Source organism: uncultured Winogradskyella sp., assembly GCF_947495255.1.
Lineage (GTDB): Bacteria > Bacteroidota > Bacteroidia > Flavobacteriales > Flavobacteriaceae > Winogradskyella.
The window spans coordinates 131,453-151,344 of the sequence record NZ_CANLYI010000003.1 but is presented as its reverse complement, the minus strand read 5'-3'; the positions used below and the strand labels follow the sequence as shown (position 1 = coordinate 151,344).

Below are 19,892 nucleotides of genomic sequence, written 5' to 3'. Positions count from 1 at the left end.
TATTATTCACCATCCTTTGATTCAAAATTTTCAAAATAATATAAATCATCCCCTCCTTCACCTTTTAATCGTCTAGATGAGATATAACCAGAGGTTAAATCTTCATTTAAAAAGAATGAAAAATCATCACCTTTGCTATTAATAGGTTCATCTAGCAACAATACTGGCTTCATTAAATTTGAAGAATTTAAATCATAACAATAAATATCTAATCCTCCTATTCCTCCACGTCTATCTGAAGAAAAATAAAGTTTATTATCTGCACTAACAAAAGGAAATATTTCTTTTCGAGATGAGTTAATTTCATCACTTAATCTAGTTACTTCACCATAGGTTTCATGATCAGTAACAGATACTTTATATAAATCGGACTTCCCTTTAGTTCCATTAATCGTAGAAACAAAGTATAATGTTTTATCATCTGGACTTAAGGCAGGATGTAAGTAATTAAAATTAGGGTCACAGAAAGCTAATGTTGTAAAATTGGTCCAACCTTTTCCTTCTACATATTCTGCACGTTGAATTAAAAGATTAAACGTATTCTTATCTTGTAGTTTATTATCTCCAGCCACTGTTTGGTTAGCTGTAAAATACATAAACTTTCCATCTTTAGAATAAGTCGCTGCCGTCATATTAGCCATACCAACCTCTTTTCTTTCTATAAGCACTGGGTCTTCTATTTCACCATCTTCAGCAAGCTTAGCTTCATAAATACCATATAGATTTTGAGCATACTTATCTAGAATAACACGGCCATTTTTTCTTGTTAAATTAGAACAAAAAAACACTTTATCGTTTACAACTCTAACCGCAAAGTGATCGAGCTTATTATTAATTTTAAGCTTTTTAATCTCAACTTCTTGAGCAAAGCCAAATGTTACAATGACTAAAAAAAGTAGGGTTAATTTGGGTCTGAAATTCATATTATTCTCTTCTATACTGTTTTGTTATTTCATATACATGCTCTAAAATTGCTTTGTCTTGTTCTGTGAACTCAATAGCTCTTCTAGACATTACAACTTTAGCGACTTCAAATACTTTATCTGTTTTATAAGTTACAAATCCACTATTTCCACCCCAAGAAAAACTAGGAACAAAATTACGTGGAAAACCGCTTCCAAAGATGTTAGAACTAACTCCAATTACTGTGCCAGTATTAAACATGGTATTAATTCCACATTTACTATGATCTCCCATCATTAGCCCACAAAATTGTAAGCCAGTTTTTGCAAAACCTTCAGTATTATAATCCCAAAGTCTTACTTCTGCATAATTATTTTTTAAGTTACTATTATTTGTATCAGCTCCTAAATTACACCATTCACCTATTACTGAATTTCCTAAAAAACCATCATGACCTTTATTAGAATATCCAAAAATCACAGAATTATTAACCTCTCCTCCTATTTTACTATGAGGACCAACCGTAGTAGGACCATAAACTTTAGTACCCATTTTTAAAGCTGCATTATTACAAAGTGCTAAAGGACCTCTAACCATAGAACCTTCCATCACTTCTGCATCTCTACCAATATAAATTGGACCTGAGCTCGCGTTTAAAGTTGCAAAATTTAAGGTTGCACCTTTCTCAATAAAAATATTTTCTCTGTTAATGGTCTGAACAGAATCTGGTATTGGCTCTGATTGTCTGTCTTTTGTTATGAGTTTAAAATCTTCAGAAATAGCTTCTCCATTTTTAGAGAAAATATCCCAAGTATTTTCAATCTTAATTATATCACCTTGTAACTCTATAGCTTCAAAAGTTGAAAAATCATTATGCTCCTCGCCTTCTTTAGCGTAAAACGCAATAACATCTTCGTCTTTAAATAAGGCTTGATTATGTTTTAAGTTTTTTACAATCTCTATTACTTCAAAATTTGGAAGAAATGAAGCATTAATCATAATGTTGTCTTCCATTTCAACCATAGGAAACTTATCCGATAGATAATCTTCAGTAATTGTTGTGGTAGTATATTCTAGATATGATTCCCATTTTTGACGTATTGTTAAGATACCAACTCTAATGTCTGCCACAGGTCTTGTAAAGGTAAATGGCAATAAATTATTTCTGTATGGACCATCAAAAAGAATGTAATTCATAATAATTTGAATTTATAGCTTAAAACAAGAAACATTTTGTTTCTAAATCAGCTTATTTAAGAAGTCAAAAGTAATTTAATTGAATAAAACAAAAAAGCCTTTCTGTCAACAGAAAGGCTTTTTACGTTTATCGGTAAGCTTAGTTTATTTTTTAAACTTAGCGTATTTGTTTTTAAACTTATCAATACGACCAGCTGTATCTACCAATTTAGATTTACCAGTGTAATAAGGGTGAGATGTTCTAGAAATTTCCAATTTAACTAATGGATATTCAACACCTTCAACTTCGATAGTTTCATTTGTATCTGCTGTAGACTTAGTTAAAAATACGTCTTCGTTAGACATATCTTTAAATGCTACTATTCTATAATTTTCTGGATGTATTCCTGCTTTCATCACTAAATGCTTTAAATAAATTCGATTTTTTCGAGGTGCAAATTTAAGCAAATTTTATAACTGTACAATGTTTTGCTAAATTTTATTTCACAAAAGTATGTAACATTTATGTAACTTTGGGTACTAACTAATAAATCTAATCAATATTATGGAAAAATCATTAAAATCTGTTGCCATTAATTATGGCCTTTATTTAAGTCTAATTTTAGTTGCCTTTACTATAATAGGCTATGCTGTAAACATTGAACTTTTAGTTAACTTTTGGTTAGTAATGCTAATCTTACCATTAATAGTCATAAGTTTTGGTGTTGTGTCTGCTGCTAAATCAAAATCTTTATTAAATGGGTTTATTAGCTTTAAACAAGCTTTTTCTTCCTATTTTATAACTATTGCTGTAGCTGTACTTATTAGTACTTTGGTTACTTTTATTTTATTCAATTATATTGATCCAGATGCTGCAATAATGTTAAAAGAAATTGTTTTAGAAAAAACAACAACCTTAATGGAAAACTTTGGAGCTCCTGCTAGTGAAATAGAAAAAGCTGTTGTAGAGATGGAAAAGCAAGATACTTTTGCCATTGGGACACAGGTTAAATCATTAGCACAAGGTTTTATATTTTATTCCATAATAGGATTAATTGTTGCTTTAATTATGAAAAAAACTGATCCTGATTTAGCTTAATTATTTTCTCTATTTTTGAAGTTTAGTAATTAGACCAAAATTAAATGAATATATCAGTAGTAATACCACTACTTAACGAAGAAGAATCTTTAAAAGAATTACATAATTGGATTGTATCTGTGATGCAATCCAATCAGTTTTCTTATGAAATCTTATTTATAGATGATGGTAGCACTGATAAATCATGGCAAATCATTTCTGAATTAGGTGAAATAAATCCTTGCGTAAAAGGCATTCGGTTTCTAAAAAACTTCGGTAAATCTCAAGCTTTACATGCTGGTTTTGCAAAAGCAGTAGGTGACGTAGTAATTACTATGGATGCCGATTTACAAGATAATCCGGAAGAAATTCCAGAACTCTTTAAGATGATAAAAACCGATGGTTTTGATCTTGTCTCTGGTTGGAAAAAGAAACGCTACGATTCTTACTTCTCTAAAAACTTACCTTCAAAATTATTTAATTGGGCTGCAAGACGCACATCTGGTGTTACACTAAATGATTTTAATTGCGGTTTAAAAGCTTACAGTAATACAGTTGTAAAACATATTGACGTTTATGGAGAAATGCATCGTTATATTCCTGTATTAGCAAAAAATGCTGGCTTTACTAATATTGGTGAAAAAGTAGTACAACACCAGGCTCGTAAATATGGCCATACTAAATTTGGGATGAATCGTTTTGTTAACGGTTTCCTAGATTTAATAACTATTTGGTTTGTCTCTCGCTTTGGGAAGCGACCTATGCATTTATTTGGTGCATTAGGTGTAATAATGTTTATTATTGGTTTTGGATTCTCTTTTTATTTAGGAATTGATAAGTTATTTCTTAATCCAAATGGAAGACTCATCACGGATCGTCCACAATTTTACATTGCATTATCTACAATGATAATTGGGTCTCAATTATTCATAGCAGGCTTTTTAGGCGAACTTGTTTTGCGCTCTAATCGTCAGCAACAACGCTATTTTATCAAAGAAAACCTCAATCTTAATTAAGGTTTAGAATTTATAGTCTTCTTACTCGATTTAAAATTGCGAATTGTTTATTTTTGTTAAACAAACTATATCTAAATCAATATATCCATGATTCATATTAAACCAGAAATTTTAGAACGCGTAAATGCGTGGTTAACTCCAACGTTTGACCAAGAATCTCAAAAACAAATTAAAGATATGATTGCCTCTAATCCGAAAGAATTAGAAGAAAGCTTTTATAAGAATCTAGAATTTGGAACTGGTGGAATGCGAGGTGTAATGGGTTTAGGCACTAACCGAATTAACAAATATACCTTAGGTAAAAACACACAAGGCTTAAGTAATTACTTAAAAGAATCTTTTCCTAATGAAGAGGTAAAAGTTGCTATAGCTTACGATTGTAGACATAATAGTAAAACTTTTGGCAAATTAGTAGCAGATGTATTTTCTGCCAATGGTATTAAAGTCTTTTTGTTTGAAGATTTAAGACCTACACCAGAATTATCTTTCGCATTAAAACATTTAAACTGCCATTGTGGTATTGTACTTACCGCTTCTCATAATCCTCCAGAATACAATGGATATAAAGTATACTGGCAAGATGGAGGACAATTAGTTCCGCCTCAAGATGCAGGTGTTATTTCGGAAATAAATAGATTAGATTATTCAGAAATTAAGTTTGAAGCAAATTCAGATTTAATTCAATATATAGGCAAAGATGTTGATGATGTTTTTATTAATGCTTCTGTAAAAAATGGAAGTTTTGAAACTTCTGATGCAGCAAGACAAGCTTTAAACATTGTTTTCACATCACTACATGGAACATCAATTACAGCCATACCAGAAACCTTAAAGCGTGCTGGTTACACTAATGTAAATATTGTTGAAGAACAACGCTTACCAAACGGAGATTTCCCAACAGTTGTTTCTCCAAATCCGGAAGAGCCAGAAGCTTTAAAAATGGCAATGGAATTAGCACAAAAAGTAGATGGAGATATTGTTATTGGTACGGATCCAGATTGTGACCGTTTAGGTGTTGTAGTTAGAAACTTAGAAAATGAATTGGTAATCCTTAACGGAAACCAAACCATGATTTTAATGACTAACTTTCTATTAAAACAATGGAAAAAATCAGGAAAAATTAATGGGAATCAATTTGTAGGCTCTACAATTGTATCTACACCAATGATGTCTGTTTTAGCAAATGCATATGATGTTGAATGCAAAATTGGATTAACTGGTTTTAAATGGATTGCTAAAATGATAAAAGACTTCCCAACCATGGATTTTATTGGTGGTGGAGAAGAAAGTTTTGGATTTATGGTTGGTGACTTTGTTCGCGATAAAGATGCTGTAACATCTACCCTCTTAGCTGTTGAAATTGCGGCACAAGCAAAGGAAAAGGGAAAAACGATGTATCAAGAGTTAATTGATTTATATGTTGAACATGGTTTCTTTAAAGAACGTTTAGTTTCTATAACTAAAAAAGGAATTGAAGGTGCTCAAGAGATTAAGCAAATGATGATTAATGCTAGAGAAAATCCTTTAACAGAAATTAATGGTGAAAAAGTAGTGTTAATTGAAGATTACCAATTGTCTATTTCTAAAAATCTTCAGTCTAACGAAGAAACGACTATTGATATTCCTAAATCTAATGTATTAATTTATTATACAGAAAACGGAAGTAAAATTGCACTTAGACCTAGTGGAACTGAGCCTAAAATAAAATTCTATATCAGCGTTAATACAGATCTTGACAATTCGTCAGAGTTTGCAACAACGGAGCAATTGTTGGATAACAGAATTGAAGCTATCCTTAAGGATATGAATTTATAATTAATGGATTATATAAAGAAGTTATCTAGGTTTATCGTTCCGTACAAACGATATGGTTACCTCAACATTTTTTTTAATGTACTTTATGCTTTGTTCAGTACGTTAGCAATGGTGTCACTAATGCCAATGATTAATGTATTGTTTGGTGAAACTGAAAAGTTAACCATAAAACCAGTTTATAAAGGTATTAAAGAACTAAAATCATTTGGTGAAGATTATTTAAATTATTTTGTAACGACTACCAATGAAAGTGATGGACCGCAACAAACCTTGCTTTATATGATTATCTTAATTATAAGTTTGTTTTTACTTAAAAATATTTTTAATTATCTAGCTCTATTTTTTATTACATTTTTAAGGAATGGAGTTTTAAAAGATTTAAGAGATTCAATTTACAATAAAGTATTAACCTTACCAATCTCTTATTATTCTGAAAAGAAAAAGGGAGATATTATTGCAAGAATTTCTGGAGATGTTAATGAGGTAAAAAACTCTTTACTTGCTGTCTTAGAATTGATTGTTAAAGAACCTTTAACTATTGTTTTTGCTATTGTAACTATGTTTACAATTTCTATGAAACTAACCATCTTTGTATTTCTATTTATTCCTGTAGCTGGATTAATTATTTCTAGAATCGGAAAAAGCTTAAAGAAAAAATCTAATCGTGTTCAGACAGAGCAAGGTGTTTTTCTCTCTACTCTAGAAGAAACATTAAGTGGGTTAAAGGTGATTAAGGGGTTTAATTCAGAAAAACGCTTTAACGACAAATTTCAAGCATCAACAAACCGATTTTACAATTTCTCTAATGTATTAATGAACCGTCAAAACTTAGCTTCACCTGCAAGTGAGTTTCTTGGTATTGCAACTATTGCTGCTCTATTATGGTATGGTGGAAGCATGGTGTTAATTGAAAACAGTCTTTCTGGAGGTGCATTTATAACATATATGGCCTTAGCATACCAAATCTTAACGCCTGCCAAAGCCATTAGCAAAGCAAGTTACAAAGTTAAAGCTGGTAATGCTGCAGCAGATCGTGTTTTAGAAATTATTGAAACTCCTTCTCTACTAGAAGATAAACCAAATGCTAAAGTAAAAACCGACTTCACTTCAGACATAAAATTAAATAACATCTCATTTAAATATGAAAATGATTTAGTTCTTAAAAACTTCACACTACAAGTCCCTAAAGGAAAAAGTGTAGCGTTAGTAGGACAATCTGGAAGTGGAAAAAGTACTATTGCTAATCTCGTAACTCGATTTTACGATGTTAATGAAGGAAGTATCACCATAGATGGCGAAAATATTAAAGACATTACAAAACACTCGTTAAGAGGATTAATGGGATTGGTTACCCAAGACTCTATTCTATTTAATGATAGTATAAAAAACAATCTATTATTAGGAAAAGAAGATGCCACAGATGAAGAAATTATAGAAGCTTTAAATATTGCTAATGCATGGGAGTTTGTAAAAGATTTACCAAACGGCATTGACACTAACATTGGAGATTCTGGCGGAAAATTATCTGGTGGTCAGCAGCAACGTTTAAGTATTGCAAGAGCTGTTCTTAAAAATCCACCAATAATGATTTTAGACGAGGCTACCTCAGCTTTAGATACTGAAAGCGAACGTTTAGTTCAAGATGCCTTAGAGAACATGATGAAGAATAGAACATCTATTGTTATTGCTCACAGGCTTTCTACCATACAAAGCGCAGATCAAATTGTAGTGATGCAGAAAGGTGAAATTGCAGAACAAGGTACACATGCAGAACTTATTGCTAAAAATGGAGTCTACAAAAAGTTAGTAGATATGCAAAGCTTTGAGTAAAACTCGATATTCATTTTTTTAAGATTCTTATTAAATTACTTTAAACTAATTTTTAGTTTTAAATACAAAAAAAGGATGTGTAATTAAACACATCCTTTTCTGTTGTTATCAGATTTGGGGAACTGATAACAGTTAATAGGTTAAGCTGAGACAAACATAAAATAAATAAAGATACTAAACAAGAAAAAAATGTATTTTATCGTTTTTATCTGCATTTCATCGTTTATTGTTGTTTTAACTAACTGATTATCAACAACACCTACATGACGTATTTTAAAACAAAAAAAGGATGTATAATTAAATACATCCTTTTCGTATGTTATCAGATTTGGGGAACTGACAACGGTTAATAGGTTAAGCTGCGACAAACATAAATTAAATAAACATACCAACAAAGAAATAAATGCATTTTATCGTATTTATTTGTATTTCAGCGAATAAATTAATCATAACACACTGATTTTCAATAAACACAACAAATCATTTTTTTTGCATTAATTTTAAATTAAACTTTTAGTAAATTAACAAGTCTAATTACCAAAGTAAATCACTTGATTGACGAATCAGATTTTATTGCACGTTTAAAAAATCCTTTAACAAAAGAAGCGGCTTTTAGAGAATTATTAAAACTCTATAAAGAGCGCTTGTATTGGCATATTCGAAAAATTGTATTAAGCCATGACGATGCGGATGATGCATTACAAAATACCTTTATAAAAGTTCATCGTAGTATAGATAAGTTTAAAGGTGACAGTCAATTATTCTCTTGGCTATATCGTATTGCAACCAACGAGTCTATTACGCTTATTAATAAAAACGCTAAGCGTTTGCAGATTACAAACGAAGAATACCAAACAAAAGCCATTAATAATTTAACAGCTGATGTTTATTTTGAAGGAGATGACATTCAACTAAAATTACAGAAAGCCATAGCGAAATTACCTCAGAAACAACAACTCGTATTTAATATGCGCTATTTTGAAGATTTAAAATATAAAGATATGGCCGAAATTTTAGAAACTAGTGAAGGTGCTTTAAAGTCATCTTACCATATAGCTGCAAAAAAAATTGAAGCATTTTTAACTTCAGATTAAACTATTTAGTGAATTTGAAGTCTTATATATAGTTAAACAAAAGATTTTCATTGAATTGAAAACTTAATCATGAAAAAAGAAAACATAAATAATATTACAGAACCTGGTTTTAAAACACCAGACCATTATTTTGATTCGTTTGAAGCACAGCTTCTAAAACGTATGGATAATGAAATAATTATTGGTACTATTGAATCACCAGGATTTACAGTTCCAAAAAACTATTTTGACACTATTGAAAATAATATTTTAGAAACATTAGAACCTAAAATGGAGAAACCAGTAATTCAATTTAAACCAAGAAGTACATTTTACTATTTTGCAGGTATAGCAGCAAGTTTTGTGCTTTTATTTAGTTTAGTATTTAATAATAAAGCATTAACTTTTAATACTATTGATACGGTTAGTATTGAAAATTACTTATACCAAGAAGATTATAGTACTGAAGAAATTGCAACATTATTTAAATTTGATGAAATTTCAGAATTAGATTTTATAGATGTGACTATATCAGATGCTACAATAAATGATTATTTAGAAAATATAGATACCGAAGATTTTATTTTAGATTAATAATTTAAAATTTTCAAAAAAAATAACAAAACCATGAACAAAACAATATTCACCGTTCTCCTAACATTATTTGTTACGACTAGTATATTTGCACAACGACCAGATAGAGAAAAAATTAAAACATTAAAAATTGCACATATCACAGAGCAATTAGACTTATCTAAATCTGAAGCTGAGAAGTTTTGGCCAATTTACAATGCTAATGAGGAAGCAAAAGACAAGTTAAGAACTGAATCTTCTAATAGACGTAAAGAAAAAAATGTAGATGACTTAACGGAAACTGAAGCCAAAGCATTATTGCTAGATATGGAAAAAATGGAAAAGCAAAAAGTAGCTTTAGAATCTAAGCTTCTTAAAGAGTTACTTGTAATTCTTCCTGCTAAAAAAATAATTAAACTCTATCAAGCAGAGCGCTCATTTAAACACAAAATGTTTGAAGAATATAAAAAGCGTCACAGCAAAAATAAGAGTAATCGTAAATAACAAAAAAGGAAGCTATAACAACTTCCTTTTTTTTATTCTCTAAAAGTTAATTTGCTAATTCTACCCTTACCTGCTGCATAAGCCACAGAATCATTTACAAACCTAATAGTATAGAACCCTTCATCACTAAGATGTTTCCATGAATCGCCAGAATTATTACTGTAATCGATGCCTTTAAAACCAACGGCTACTAATTCTTTTCCTTTTGAGTTTGGAATATACTGCACACAACTTCTGTAACCTGGCCCTTTTCCATTAGCAACCACTTGCCAAGTTTTTCCGCCATCAATTGTTCTTATTTTATTATTCAACGTATCGTTAGGTTTTGTATAGTCACCACCAATTGCAAATCCGTTGTTCTCATCATAAAAGGCTAAAGAATATATGCCTGTTGTTTCTTTTCCTTGAACAATTGGTGTATCATAAATTTCCCATGTTTTTCCTTTATTTGGTGAGTATAGAATTCTACTTGCCTTTCCTCCTGTTGCTACCCAAGTATGGTCACCAACTATAGCTATATTGGTGTCACTAGCGGCAAAAGCTGCTTCGCCTTCCTTTGCTCTGGGTAAATCGTCACAAGATAATTTTGTCCAAGTATTTCCTCCATCTCTTGTGATAATAATACTCATACAATCGTCAGTTGGGTCACCAATTGCAATGCCTTCTTGGTGATTCCAAAAGTCCATAGAATCGTAGAATGTTTTTTTGTGGTCTTCTTGGTAAACTAGTTTTGGTAAAATTAATTCATTCACATTATATATATTTCTCTTAGAATGCTTATAAACTAACGCAGGATCTGATACTGCAACAAAGAATAAATTATCCTTTGTCATTGAAATAGAACGAAACTCTAATCCTTTATTTACTAACGAATCATATTTAAAAACCTTAACCTCTCTATGCCAATCATAGCCATTAAAATAGGAAAAACCAATGCTCGAATTATTTCCTGAAAAATAGAATAAACCATCTTTTTCTAATTGTAATGCTCTGACACTTAATACTGAATCTTCCCAAAGTGTTTCAATTTCAACATTAGAAATATTTCTATTATTTAATGGTTTAAACTTATTTAAATTATGATTAAAAATTCCACAACTTCCTAAACCAATACTTACAATTATTAAAACAAGAATTAACACAGATTTTTTCATGACACCCAATTTTCTCTAAAAATAAAAAAGCTTCGTGATATAACCACGAAGCTTTCAAATTATAAAAGAAACTATTTCGATTTATTATTTTTTCAACCTAATAAATAAAAACAAACCTAAAACAATCACTACTGCAATTAACAAACCTATTGTTGTTGTATTACCTAAGCTATTTTGAGAGGGTAATTCCATCTGAAATGAAGACGAATCCTTTGATGTGATAAACTTTACATGCTCTGTATCTAAAAGAATATCATGGTAATTTTCTTGGTTAACATAAGCATTAAACATCATTGTATTTTTAATAGAATCAAATTGATTTCCTTCAAATACAAAAACAAAATTACTTTGATGAGAATGCCCTTGTTGAGCGTCGTACTCAATTGAGATTAATGTTAAAACTGAATTATTTTGTCTTAATTGAAAGTTACTTTTAACATATTCAAAAAAAGCAGCATCGAAATCCTCTTGATTGTTAGAACTCTCCAATCTTGGATAAGCTTCCACAACTGCATTTCTTATACTCCAAGGAAATTCGGCCTGAACCTCAACAGTATTTTCTTTTTGCTGAATTTTAAAAAAGGCTATGTTAGCATCATGCGCAAACCCTAAAGTAGAGATTGAAATAAAAAGAATAAGCAAAAAATGACAAAGCTTCATCTAGTTGTTTCCAATTTTAAAATCGTTAGAAGGTGTTCCTCTAAAAAATCTAGGAATACTAGGAAACTCATCTGTAATGATGTAATAATAAGTTCCGTTAGGATATTCTGGTGTAACACCTGTTCTTCCATTAGCTTCGTCTAGAGTTCCTAATCCTGAGATATATTCATAATCGTTAGAATAAATTCCATCGTAAACACCGCAAGGTATTGTAACGCCATCTCCTCCTCTAATACCTGATTTTAATTGGTAACTCGATGACATCTCAACAACTGAAGAACTGGTATTTGAAGCTTCGGAATAAGCATATTTATAATAAATAGGAAATCCATCTGCTGCATAACCAATTAAAGTCATAGCATCTGTTGGTACATTTAATGATTCTAAAAATAATACTGGAGAACCATGATAATGATATTTCCCTGTTGGTTGCACATGTGCACTATTGCAATCTAAACCTAAATTAACGTTTAAGGCTTCTAAATTCCATTCCCAATTTACGTTTGCACTCATTACACCTTCATGCGGAAAAGGTTCTGCAGCAACTGGATCTAACTCTACTCCATTTAATAATACTCCAAATGAATATTGTGGACCAGCATTTGCTCCTATTCCTGTAGTTGACAATAATCCTGTTAAAGTATTAGCTTCTGTAGGATTCATTGTAATTGTGTAACTTTCATTTTGCTCCGAAATGGCATTTGGGTTTAAAGAGCCCATACCTCCACCAAATAGACCAACTAAATGCTCTGGAATACTATTAGAGGTAATTACTCTATTAGTGCCTGTAATCGTTTCGGTATAAGAATTAGCGAATGCTAAGGTCTCATTACATGCACCTCTAGTACTATCTAAAACTTGATCTGACTCGCAACCGGAATCATCAATATCAGAATTATCAGAAACATAACCATCGGGTTGTTCGCAAGCTTCTATACTTACGTCTGGATTTCCGGCTAAATCACCATCAAAATCTTGATACCATATAGACTCTGTGCATGTAGATTCGTCTTTACTAGAGCAAGAAAATAGCATTATTACCGAAAGTATTATTATTGTTTCTACGAGTACTTTCATTCTTTTTATATTTTCTGTGTTATTATTACTAATTAGACTTTTGTTTACAATATCCGTTTAATTTAAAAGAGAAAAACTTTGTGAATATTCACAAAGCTTTTCAAATCATCAATCAATCAAATATAAACTAATTCATCACATTAGTTTTCCGTTTTTAGAGCTTTTACATCTACAATGAGTTGAGCAATTGATGCTCTATTTAAACCATTATAAATCCCTCTAATATGTTTGTTTTTATCTATAAGCAAAAAGTTTTCGGTATGCAGAAAATCTTCTATACTTTTTTCTTCTCCTAAATCATTTTCCACAAAATAATGATCTCTTCCAAGCGTATAAATTTCATTTCTATCACCTGTAACCAAATGCCATTTATTATCTATCACATTATTAATCTTAGCATAAGCATTTAATACAGAAACCGAATCTGTATTTGGCATTACAGAATGCGACAATATTAAAATGTCTTTATCGTTGGTAAATTCTTCTTGAACTTTAGCCATATTATTAGTCATTTTAGGACAAATACCAGGACAGGTTGTAAAAAAGAAATCCGTTATATATATTTTATTTTCAAACGTCTTTTGTGTAATTGTATCACCTAATTGGTTTACTAATTTAAAATCTGGAATTTTATGAAAATTCATTTCTTCCTTAGTTCCTGGAGTTAGCCAATGAGGCGTAAAAGATTCATCTTCATAAAATGGCAAATAATCCACTCTACTCGTTTCAACAACTTCAATATCTTCCTTTTTAATTTGCTCTTTACAACTAAATGTAATTACAACTAAAAAAAGCAATATGATTCTATTTTTTCTTCGTTCTAATAATATCTTCATCTTCTAATCTATAACATGAATTCGCTCTTCTCATACCAAAAATTCGACCATTTTTAGCTTCATAATTAACATATAATTTACCGTTAGCCAACCAAGCCTTTTGTAAACCGTTTTCTTTTCCATCAACAAGGTTTCTAAATTTTGCCAATTGACCTGTTGGGTACCATTTTTTATCTTCACCTTGTTTAGTGCCTTCTTCGTAATAAGCTTCGCCTGCTAAAACACCATTTTCCCAATAACTTTTATAGGAACCTGTTAAACGATTATTTTTGTAATTAGATTCTACTTGGAGCGTTCCGCTTTTAGTCCAGTGCTTAGCTACACCTTCTCTTTTACCATTAATAAAACCCCATTTTTCTTCTAAAACTCCATTTGGGTAATATTTTAAAGAATACCCATTAAAAGGTTTTTCTTTATAATACCATTTCCCTTTATTCCCATTAAGAACCAATTCTTCTTTTAATACTTCAACATTCTCAATAATGATAGGTTGTTCTTCCGCCACCTCAACAGCATTAACCGCTTTACTCGAGGAGGTTTCTCCACAGCTAACTATGGACAGCGTAATAAATATTAAAAAAAGAATTGGTTTCATACTTACTATAATTTAGTAGCCTTGAAATGGACCAGCAAAAAGAACAATGGCTTCATCATAACCATATAATGGTGCATTATATTCTTCATTAATAATATGATAATGATACTCTTCGTCCCCTTCTGTATATTGTGTTGTAGATGTGTGACCACCTGATGCATCTAAATCTGTTGGATGCGTTCCGGTAGAATTACACTTTCTTCCATAAATAAAGACACCATCTTCTAATATACCTACCAATTCATCGTCATCATTAGAAACTGACCTAGGCTCTAAGTGATAATGATATACGCCAGGTCCTTTATGCGCACCATTATAATCTAAACTTCCTGCGGCTTGATCTAAATCTCCTGCACCTTCTTGATCATTAAAGATAGAAGCTCCACTTACTGCAATACCAATAGTATCTAGATGCGTATCTTCTGTTGAACCCGTTAAGTTAGGCGTGGCATCTACTGTAAAACTTGCTGCTTCACCTTGACCTCCACCAATATAGGTGTCTTGAGTTGTTTTGGTAACCGTTGGCTCATCTATATAAAGCGCATGATCTGTTTCCCAATAAATTGAAGTATGATCTGGATAACCTGTGGTTTCAATATAAACCTCTGTGCCGTCATCTGATAAAGTTACAGTAACTGCATCTGAATTAAATGCAGCAAATGCAGGATGCAACTCCGTTACGGCAACATCATCAGTGTCATCAATATCATCTGCAACATCAGTTGAAGAACTATCGTCTGATGAGCATGCTATGCTCAAAGAGAAAATAGAAATTGTAAGTAGCATTAATTTAAGTAAATTCTTCATTCGTTAGTGTTTTTTAAATTTGTATAAATGTTTAGATGCTGTTTTTATATTAAACTTGCGCTCTATTGTAAATTATTTTCTAAAGATTTAAACTATCTACCTATTTCTGCCTCCACTCTTTCCTAGTTCATCTATAGATATATAGCCATCTTTACTGGTATCTATTTTTTCAAAGTCGTCTTTTAATGGACCTTTCGCTTCACTTTTACTGATTTTTTTATCTTTATTTGTGTCCATCATTTCCATTAACTCATTATTACTTGGACGTTCTCTACCTCCTCTTCCATTTGGTCCTTCTCCTCCGCCTTGTGGTCTCTCTTCTTCGTATTCTCCCATTAAGCATCTGCTGATATAAGGAAATTCTGTTGTCACTAAATACATATAATTTCCATCTATTGTAATTCCGTTACACTCATCTAAATCTCCAAAACCAGCTACATATTCATAATCTGACGTAAACGTACCATCATGATGTCCTCCTACTGAAATATCCATGGATTGGTGTGGATTTTCATAAGTGCAATCTTCACCTTCTCTATTACCATCAATCGCTTTATAACTTGGTTTATACTTTCCGCTTTTTGAATAATACATTGGAAATCCATCATGTGCGAAACCTACGTGCACTAAATCTGTACCATTGTCAAAGTCATTAATTACAGACGTTGGTGTGCCATGATAATGATAAGTTCCTGTTGGTTGCACATGAGCATGATTAAAATCTAAGCCCAAATCGATAACATCTTGTAAAGCTTCAACACGATAATTTTCGCCTGTATCACAAACCACCACTTCTGCAGTACCTGGTTCAAACTTTATACCATTTAGAGCAATACCTGGCTCTCTTGCCCAAGTTGCATTTCCTGTATATTTTGGAACTAAAGGAAAGCTATAAGTTTTATTTTGTGCAGAAATTGAATTTGGATTCCCTTGATTTGGAAACACTCCTGTTTTATGATTTGGCAAAGCATTAGTAACCATAATTCGTTTATCTTTTGTTAGCGTTACTTTTGTTTTTGTACCGTAAGTTTCGCTTTCTAAAGCATAAGCACCAAAATAATCGTTAGACTTTGATGTACTTTCTACTTCGTGTGAGTGTGACTCAAGTCCATCATGACTATGATTGCCATTGCTTTTCTTACTATTACAACTAAATAAGACAGCAAATAGGAGTATGACTGCAACTCTAAATATTAACTTCATAATAAAAATTTTAATTAAAAATGGAATCCCATAAGTATCAATACATTTTAACCTTTAACAGACATTGACCCAATAACACCATGTAAACATCCTAAAATTTGATTACTACCTGCGTCTCCTGCGTGATAATGATAACCTCTAACATTATCGTAATGACCACCACAATCATCTAAATCATCATATGAATTACCGTTTGCATCTTTATGTGCATAAATCCCAAAGCCATCCATAGCATAACCAATCATTGGTGCATGTATATCTTTTTGCTGAATCTCTTTTGTTGAACCAGTTACTGCATGGTAGTGATAACCAGCATGTGGATTTACATGACCGCCTGCATCATCTAAAGGCGCTAAAGTATGTGCTGCAAGAATAGCATGAGTCGGTGCAGGTGCTTCAAAATTCACACCATTAAAGGCTAAACCTATTCCATTTCCGCCTAATGAATTTGAATTTTCTAAATACAATGGTTTAACAGGAATTACGTAAGTAGACACTTTTTCTTTGTAATACTTGGGTAAGCATTCTACGCAATAATTATGATATTTCTCATCAACATCTGGTCTTGCTGCAGCCTCACATTCATCTTGTGTTTCTGTAACTTTAATTGAACCATCTTCTCTAAACAAAGCCCATTCTTCATCGTTATAAAAGTCTTTTAGGTTTGCAATAAAATGACCGTCAACGTCATAGACTTTATCATCTTTAAACCAAATACCACCTTTATCTTTTCCGTCGTTAATGTGAGTTGGACACCAAGGTCCCATTTGATGCTCTGTAGGTTGAGAAGCTGTTGTAATGATATAACATAATGCTTTTGTTCCATCTGCTAGTGTGCGTTCTTCCGTAATAATATCTTTTAGTAAACTTTCCTTAATAAATAATGAAGGGTCTACATTAATGGTAACCTCTAAATCTTTTTGAATATTATTAGAATTATCCGTATTTCCAGATTCTCTTCGGTCTGGTTTAGGCGCACTTTCTAATTCCTCTTTTGAAATAAAACCATCATTATTTGTATCGATTTTAGAAAAATCATTTGATATAGGTCCATGCACTTCAGACTTTGATAGTTTACCATCTTTATTAGCATCCATCTCATTTAATAATTCTGAAACACTTGGTCTCCCTTCTTTAGGTGGATTATTACTACTATCATTCTCTGATTCTGTAGTTTGTTTACAACCCAAAATAGCTAATATAAAAAAACAAAAAAATACTGTTTTCAATAAATTTGAATACTTCATAAAATAAATTGATTTAATTGTTATATTTAAAATTAAAGAAAATTGCTCATTAATTCTTTAATCTTAGTCCTTGTCTTTTCTGTCTTTCTTTTTCTTATCGCCTTTAGAGTAAAAGGATTTTAGCTCTTCTAAATCTAGTTGACCATCACCATTCTCATCAATTTCAGAAAAATGTTCCATTAAATCGCGTTTATCTTTTGCAGCAACTTCTAATTCATTTAACAATCCGTTTTCATCTTGATCTACCTCCTTTAAAAGCTTCTCTGCTGATACTTTTCGAGGCTTTGAACTATCTAAAGAAGCCTCTAACTCTTCTAAATCAATAAAACCATCTTCGTCTGAATCAATTATATCAAAATCTTTAGATATTTTTCCTCTTTCATCCTTTGCTGCCTCTTCTTTATCAATCTTATCGTCATTATTAGTATCTAATAATTTTAAAATTTCGGAAGCATCAGGTTTATGTCGTTGTTGATCTCCACCACCTTGTCTTCCGCTTCTTCCTCCTTGACCACCACCTGGAGGTCCTTGAGCGAAAGCAGTGACGCTAATTAATAAGACTATAATTGTAAATGTGAACTTGGTTTTATTAGTTTTCATAATTCTATTTATATATTTAATTCCCTCCAGGACCTCCATTATTTGGTTCTCCAGTTGGTCCCATCTCTCCACCTATTTGGGTGACTGCACTACTTATTGTAAACGAATCTCCAGAATCTGTTCCTCCACTATAAGTTCCTGAAGTGTATAATCCGTTCACTTCTGTACCATTGCTAACACTTCCGCCTGTATAGATTTTATAGGTTTGATCCGTTTCTAATTTTGCATTTGAATAGATAATAGTATTTACACTATTTGGCACTTCATAAGTAAGGGCTTCGGTACCATCTTCCGATTGAATATTTAATAACTGATTTGCACTTACGCCATCAAAAATTACAGAATTTTGCGTGCTTTCGCTTTCAGTTGGGAATGAAGTATTTAACCCCAATCCTAAAATGGTTCCTCCTGTAATTTTAAATGTATTATCATCGCAATCAAAACTACCATCTGGCTCATCGGTTCTAACTGCTATAGCAATGGTTGTACCACCTGTAACGGTAATTCCTCCGTTGCTATCAATGGCATCATTAAGTGTGGCATAAACATAAATATTTCCTCCATTAATATATATATTATCACCTGCATTAAGACCGTCATCGTATGAATTGATGCTTATTGTTCCTTCATTAATAGTCATTGTTCCTTTTGCTTCTATACCTTCACCTTCAGAGGTGTTTATTACAAAATCACCACCATTTATAGTAACATTAGGTAAAATAGAGTCATCTGGGTCTTCCTCATCATCTATATCATAAGAGGCTACGATTCCGTCATCAATAGTATTAATGTTAAATGACCCATCGTTTATAATAATATATCCTTCTTCACAATCCATACCATCACTGCTTGCGGATAAAACAAGTGTACCTCCATCTACAATAATATAATCATTGGTATGTATGGCATCTGAAGCCGCATCACTTACCGTAATTGTTCCACTAACAACTCTTACATAATCATCACTAGCAATTCCGTGTTTATAGTTTCCGGTAACCACTAGTTCTCCTGTACCACTAAATACCAACTGTCCTTCACTAAAAAAAGTAGCTTTAGCATCTTCGTCATCTGGAATATTACTATAACTATAAGCGTCTGCTAAATTGGTAGTACCTTCTAATATTACGAAACTTGTTTTTGACGATTGAATATTTATAGCCGGACCGTCTTCATTTGTAATACTTAAATCAGAAAGTGTTAGCTTAAACTTTTTATCGCTATAAATTTTCAACATTCCGTCGGTTGTTGTTCCCGAAATTTCGTAAGCTACTTTTGAAATAGAAGAATTAATGGTAACATCTGCACCATCTTGTGTAATAACCACATCATCTGGAACAGGATTTGTTATTGTAGCCGAAGTATTAGAAAACACAATTTGTACCGTATTTTCAAAAGTTGCATTTTCTACTAAATCATCCTCATCATAACCTGAGTTATCGGTATCTCCTTCGGCTGTACCAGTTATACTGTTATTAGTTATAGTAATATCTTCTGATAATGATACCACTGAGTCGTTATCATCATCACTACACGCATTAAAAGTCAATATTATAACACTAAAACTTAGCGCCATAAAAAGGAAATTTAGGTTCGTTTTTATCGTTTTCATTTTTTCGGGTTTTAATTATTAAGTTATATAGATTTAGATGCACTCACTATTTTTAACTTGTGTGTAATGATGTTAAAAAAAACATAAAAATCTCTGCAGACACTAACTTTCCTATTTCAAATAAAATTAATTTAGA

At 31.6% G+C, this 19,892-nt stretch carries 20 protein-coding genes; 7 read left to right on the top strand and 13 right to left on the bottom strand.

The annotated features are described in order from the left end of the window. Positions 1-2: 2 nt before the first annotated feature. From Q0807_RS05435 to Q0807_RS05425, 3 genes are all read right to left on the bottom strand, one after another. On the bottom strand, positions 3-923 hold the full coding sequence (locus tag Q0807_RS05435; RefSeq protein ID WP_299107293.1) for a hypothetical protein: 921 nt from the start codon (positions 921-923) through the stop codon (positions 3-5). 1 nt (position 924) lies between these two features. Further along, positions 925-2,100: a GlmU family protein gene (locus Q0807_RS05430; protein ID WP_299107291.1), complete on the bottom strand. Its 1,176-nt coding sequence runs from the start codon at positions 2,098-2,100 to the stop codon at positions 925-927. A gap of 144 nt (positions 2,101-2,244) precedes the next feature. Next, positions 2,245-2,496, bottom strand: coding sequence for a type B 50S ribosomal protein L31 (locus Q0807_RS05425; protein ID WP_299107289.1), 252 nt, complete (start codon positions 2,494-2,496; stop codon positions 2,245-2,247). A gap of 148 nt (positions 2,497-2,644) precedes the next feature. On the opposite strand from Q0807_RS05425, the gene Q0807_RS05420 reads away from it, so the two are divergent. The 7 genes from Q0807_RS05420 to Q0807_RS05390 all read left to right on the top strand — a co-directional run bounded on the left by Q0807_RS05420 (position 2,645) and on the right by Q0807_RS05390 (position 9,968). Continuing rightward, entirely contained in the window at positions 2,645-3,178 is a 534-nt protein-coding gene (locus tag Q0807_RS05420) for a DUF4199 domain-containing protein (protein ID WP_299107287.1), read from the top strand. A 44-nt stretch (positions 3,179-3,222) separates the two neighbouring features. Further along, positions 3,223-4,173, top strand: a complete 951-nt coding sequence (locus tag Q0807_RS05415) for a glycosyltransferase family 2 protein (protein ID WP_299107285.1) — start codon at positions 3,223-3,225, stop codon at positions 4,171-4,173. Between the two features lie 87 nt (positions 4,174-4,260). Further along, a complete protein-coding gene (locus tag Q0807_RS05410; RefSeq protein ID WP_299107283.1) occupies positions 4,261-5,988 on the top strand; it encodes a phospho-sugar mutase in 1,728 nt (575 codons plus the stop codon). Positions 5,989-5,991: 3 nt separating this feature from the next. Beyond that, positions 5,992-7,818, top strand: a complete 1,827-nt coding sequence (locus Q0807_RS05405; protein ID WP_299107281.1) for an ABC transporter ATP-binding protein — start codon at positions 5,992-5,994, stop codon at positions 7,816-7,818. A gap of 551 nt (positions 7,819-8,369) precedes the next feature. Then, positions 8,370-8,912, top strand: coding sequence for an RNA polymerase sigma factor (locus Q0807_RS05400; protein ID WP_299107277.1), 543 nt, complete (start codon positions 8,370-8,372; stop codon positions 8,910-8,912). 69 nt (positions 8,913-8,981) lie between these two features. After that, positions 8,982-9,485: a hypothetical protein gene (locus Q0807_RS05395; protein WP_299107274.1), complete on the top strand. Its 504-nt coding sequence runs from the start codon at positions 8,982-8,984 to the stop codon at positions 9,483-9,485. A gap of 33 nt (positions 9,486-9,518) precedes the next feature. Further along, complete coding sequence (locus tag Q0807_RS05390) at positions 9,519-9,968, top strand: hypothetical protein (RefSeq protein WP_299107271.1); 450 nt, start codon at positions 9,519-9,521, stop codon at positions 9,966-9,968. A gap of 32 nt (positions 9,969-10,000) precedes the next feature. On the opposite strand, the gene Q0807_RS05385 is transcribed toward Q0807_RS05390, so the two are convergent. The 10 genes from Q0807_RS05385 to Q0807_RS05340 form a co-directional block, all read right to left on the bottom strand. Beyond that, on the bottom strand, positions 10,001-11,122 hold the full coding sequence (locus Q0807_RS05385; protein ID WP_299107269.1) for an oxidoreductase: 1,122 nt from the start codon (positions 11,120-11,122) through the stop codon (positions 10,001-10,003). 84 nt (positions 11,123-11,206) lie between these two features. Next, positions 11,207-11,782: a hypothetical protein gene (locus Q0807_RS05380; protein WP_299107267.1), complete on the bottom strand. Its 576-nt coding sequence runs from the start codon at positions 11,780-11,782 to the stop codon at positions 11,207-11,209. Continuing rightward, positions 11,783-12,859: a YHYH protein gene (locus tag Q0807_RS05375; RefSeq protein ID WP_299107264.1), complete on the bottom strand. Its 1,077-nt coding sequence runs from the start codon at positions 12,857-12,859 to the stop codon at positions 11,783-11,785. Between the two features lie 140 nt (positions 12,860-12,999). After that, positions 13,000-13,695, bottom strand: coding sequence for an SCO family protein (locus tag Q0807_RS05370; protein ID WP_299107261.1), 696 nt, complete (start codon positions 13,693-13,695; stop codon positions 13,000-13,002). Then, a complete protein-coding gene (locus Q0807_RS05365) occupies positions 13,664-14,290 on the bottom strand; it encodes a toxin-antitoxin system YwqK family antitoxin (RefSeq protein WP_299107258.1) in 627 nt (208 codons plus the stop codon). The genes Q0807_RS05370 and Q0807_RS05365 overlap by 32 nt, the downstream gene beginning before the upstream one ends. Before the next feature lie 12 nt (positions 14,291-14,302). Then, positions 14,303-15,097: a YHYH protein gene (locus Q0807_RS05360; RefSeq protein ID WP_299107255.1), complete on the bottom strand. Its 795-nt coding sequence runs from the start codon at positions 15,095-15,097 to the stop codon at positions 14,303-14,305. 96 nt (positions 15,098-15,193) lie between these two features. Then, the gene (locus Q0807_RS05355; RefSeq protein ID WP_299107252.1) at positions 15,194-16,300 is read right to left on the bottom strand and encodes a YHYH protein; all 1,107 of its coding nucleotides are present in this window, start codon (positions 16,298-16,300) and stop codon (positions 15,194-15,196) included. A gap of 47 nt (positions 16,301-16,347) precedes the next feature. Next, complete coding sequence (locus tag Q0807_RS05350) at positions 16,348-17,547, bottom strand: YHYH protein (protein ID WP_299107249.1); 1,200 nt, start codon at positions 17,545-17,547, stop codon at positions 16,348-16,350. Positions 17,548-17,610: 63 nt separating this feature from the next. Next, positions 17,611-18,147, bottom strand: a complete 537-nt coding sequence (locus tag Q0807_RS05345; RefSeq protein WP_299107246.1) for an EF-hand domain-containing protein — start codon at positions 18,145-18,147, stop codon at positions 17,611-17,613. Between the two features lie 16 nt (positions 18,148-18,163). Further along, positions 18,164-19,756 (bottom strand): carbohydrate-binding domain-containing protein, encoded by a 1,593-nt coding sequence (locus Q0807_RS05340; protein WP_299107244.1) that lies wholly within the window; start codon positions 19,754-19,756, stop codon positions 18,164-18,166. Positions 19,757-19,892 lie beyond the last annotated feature (136 nt).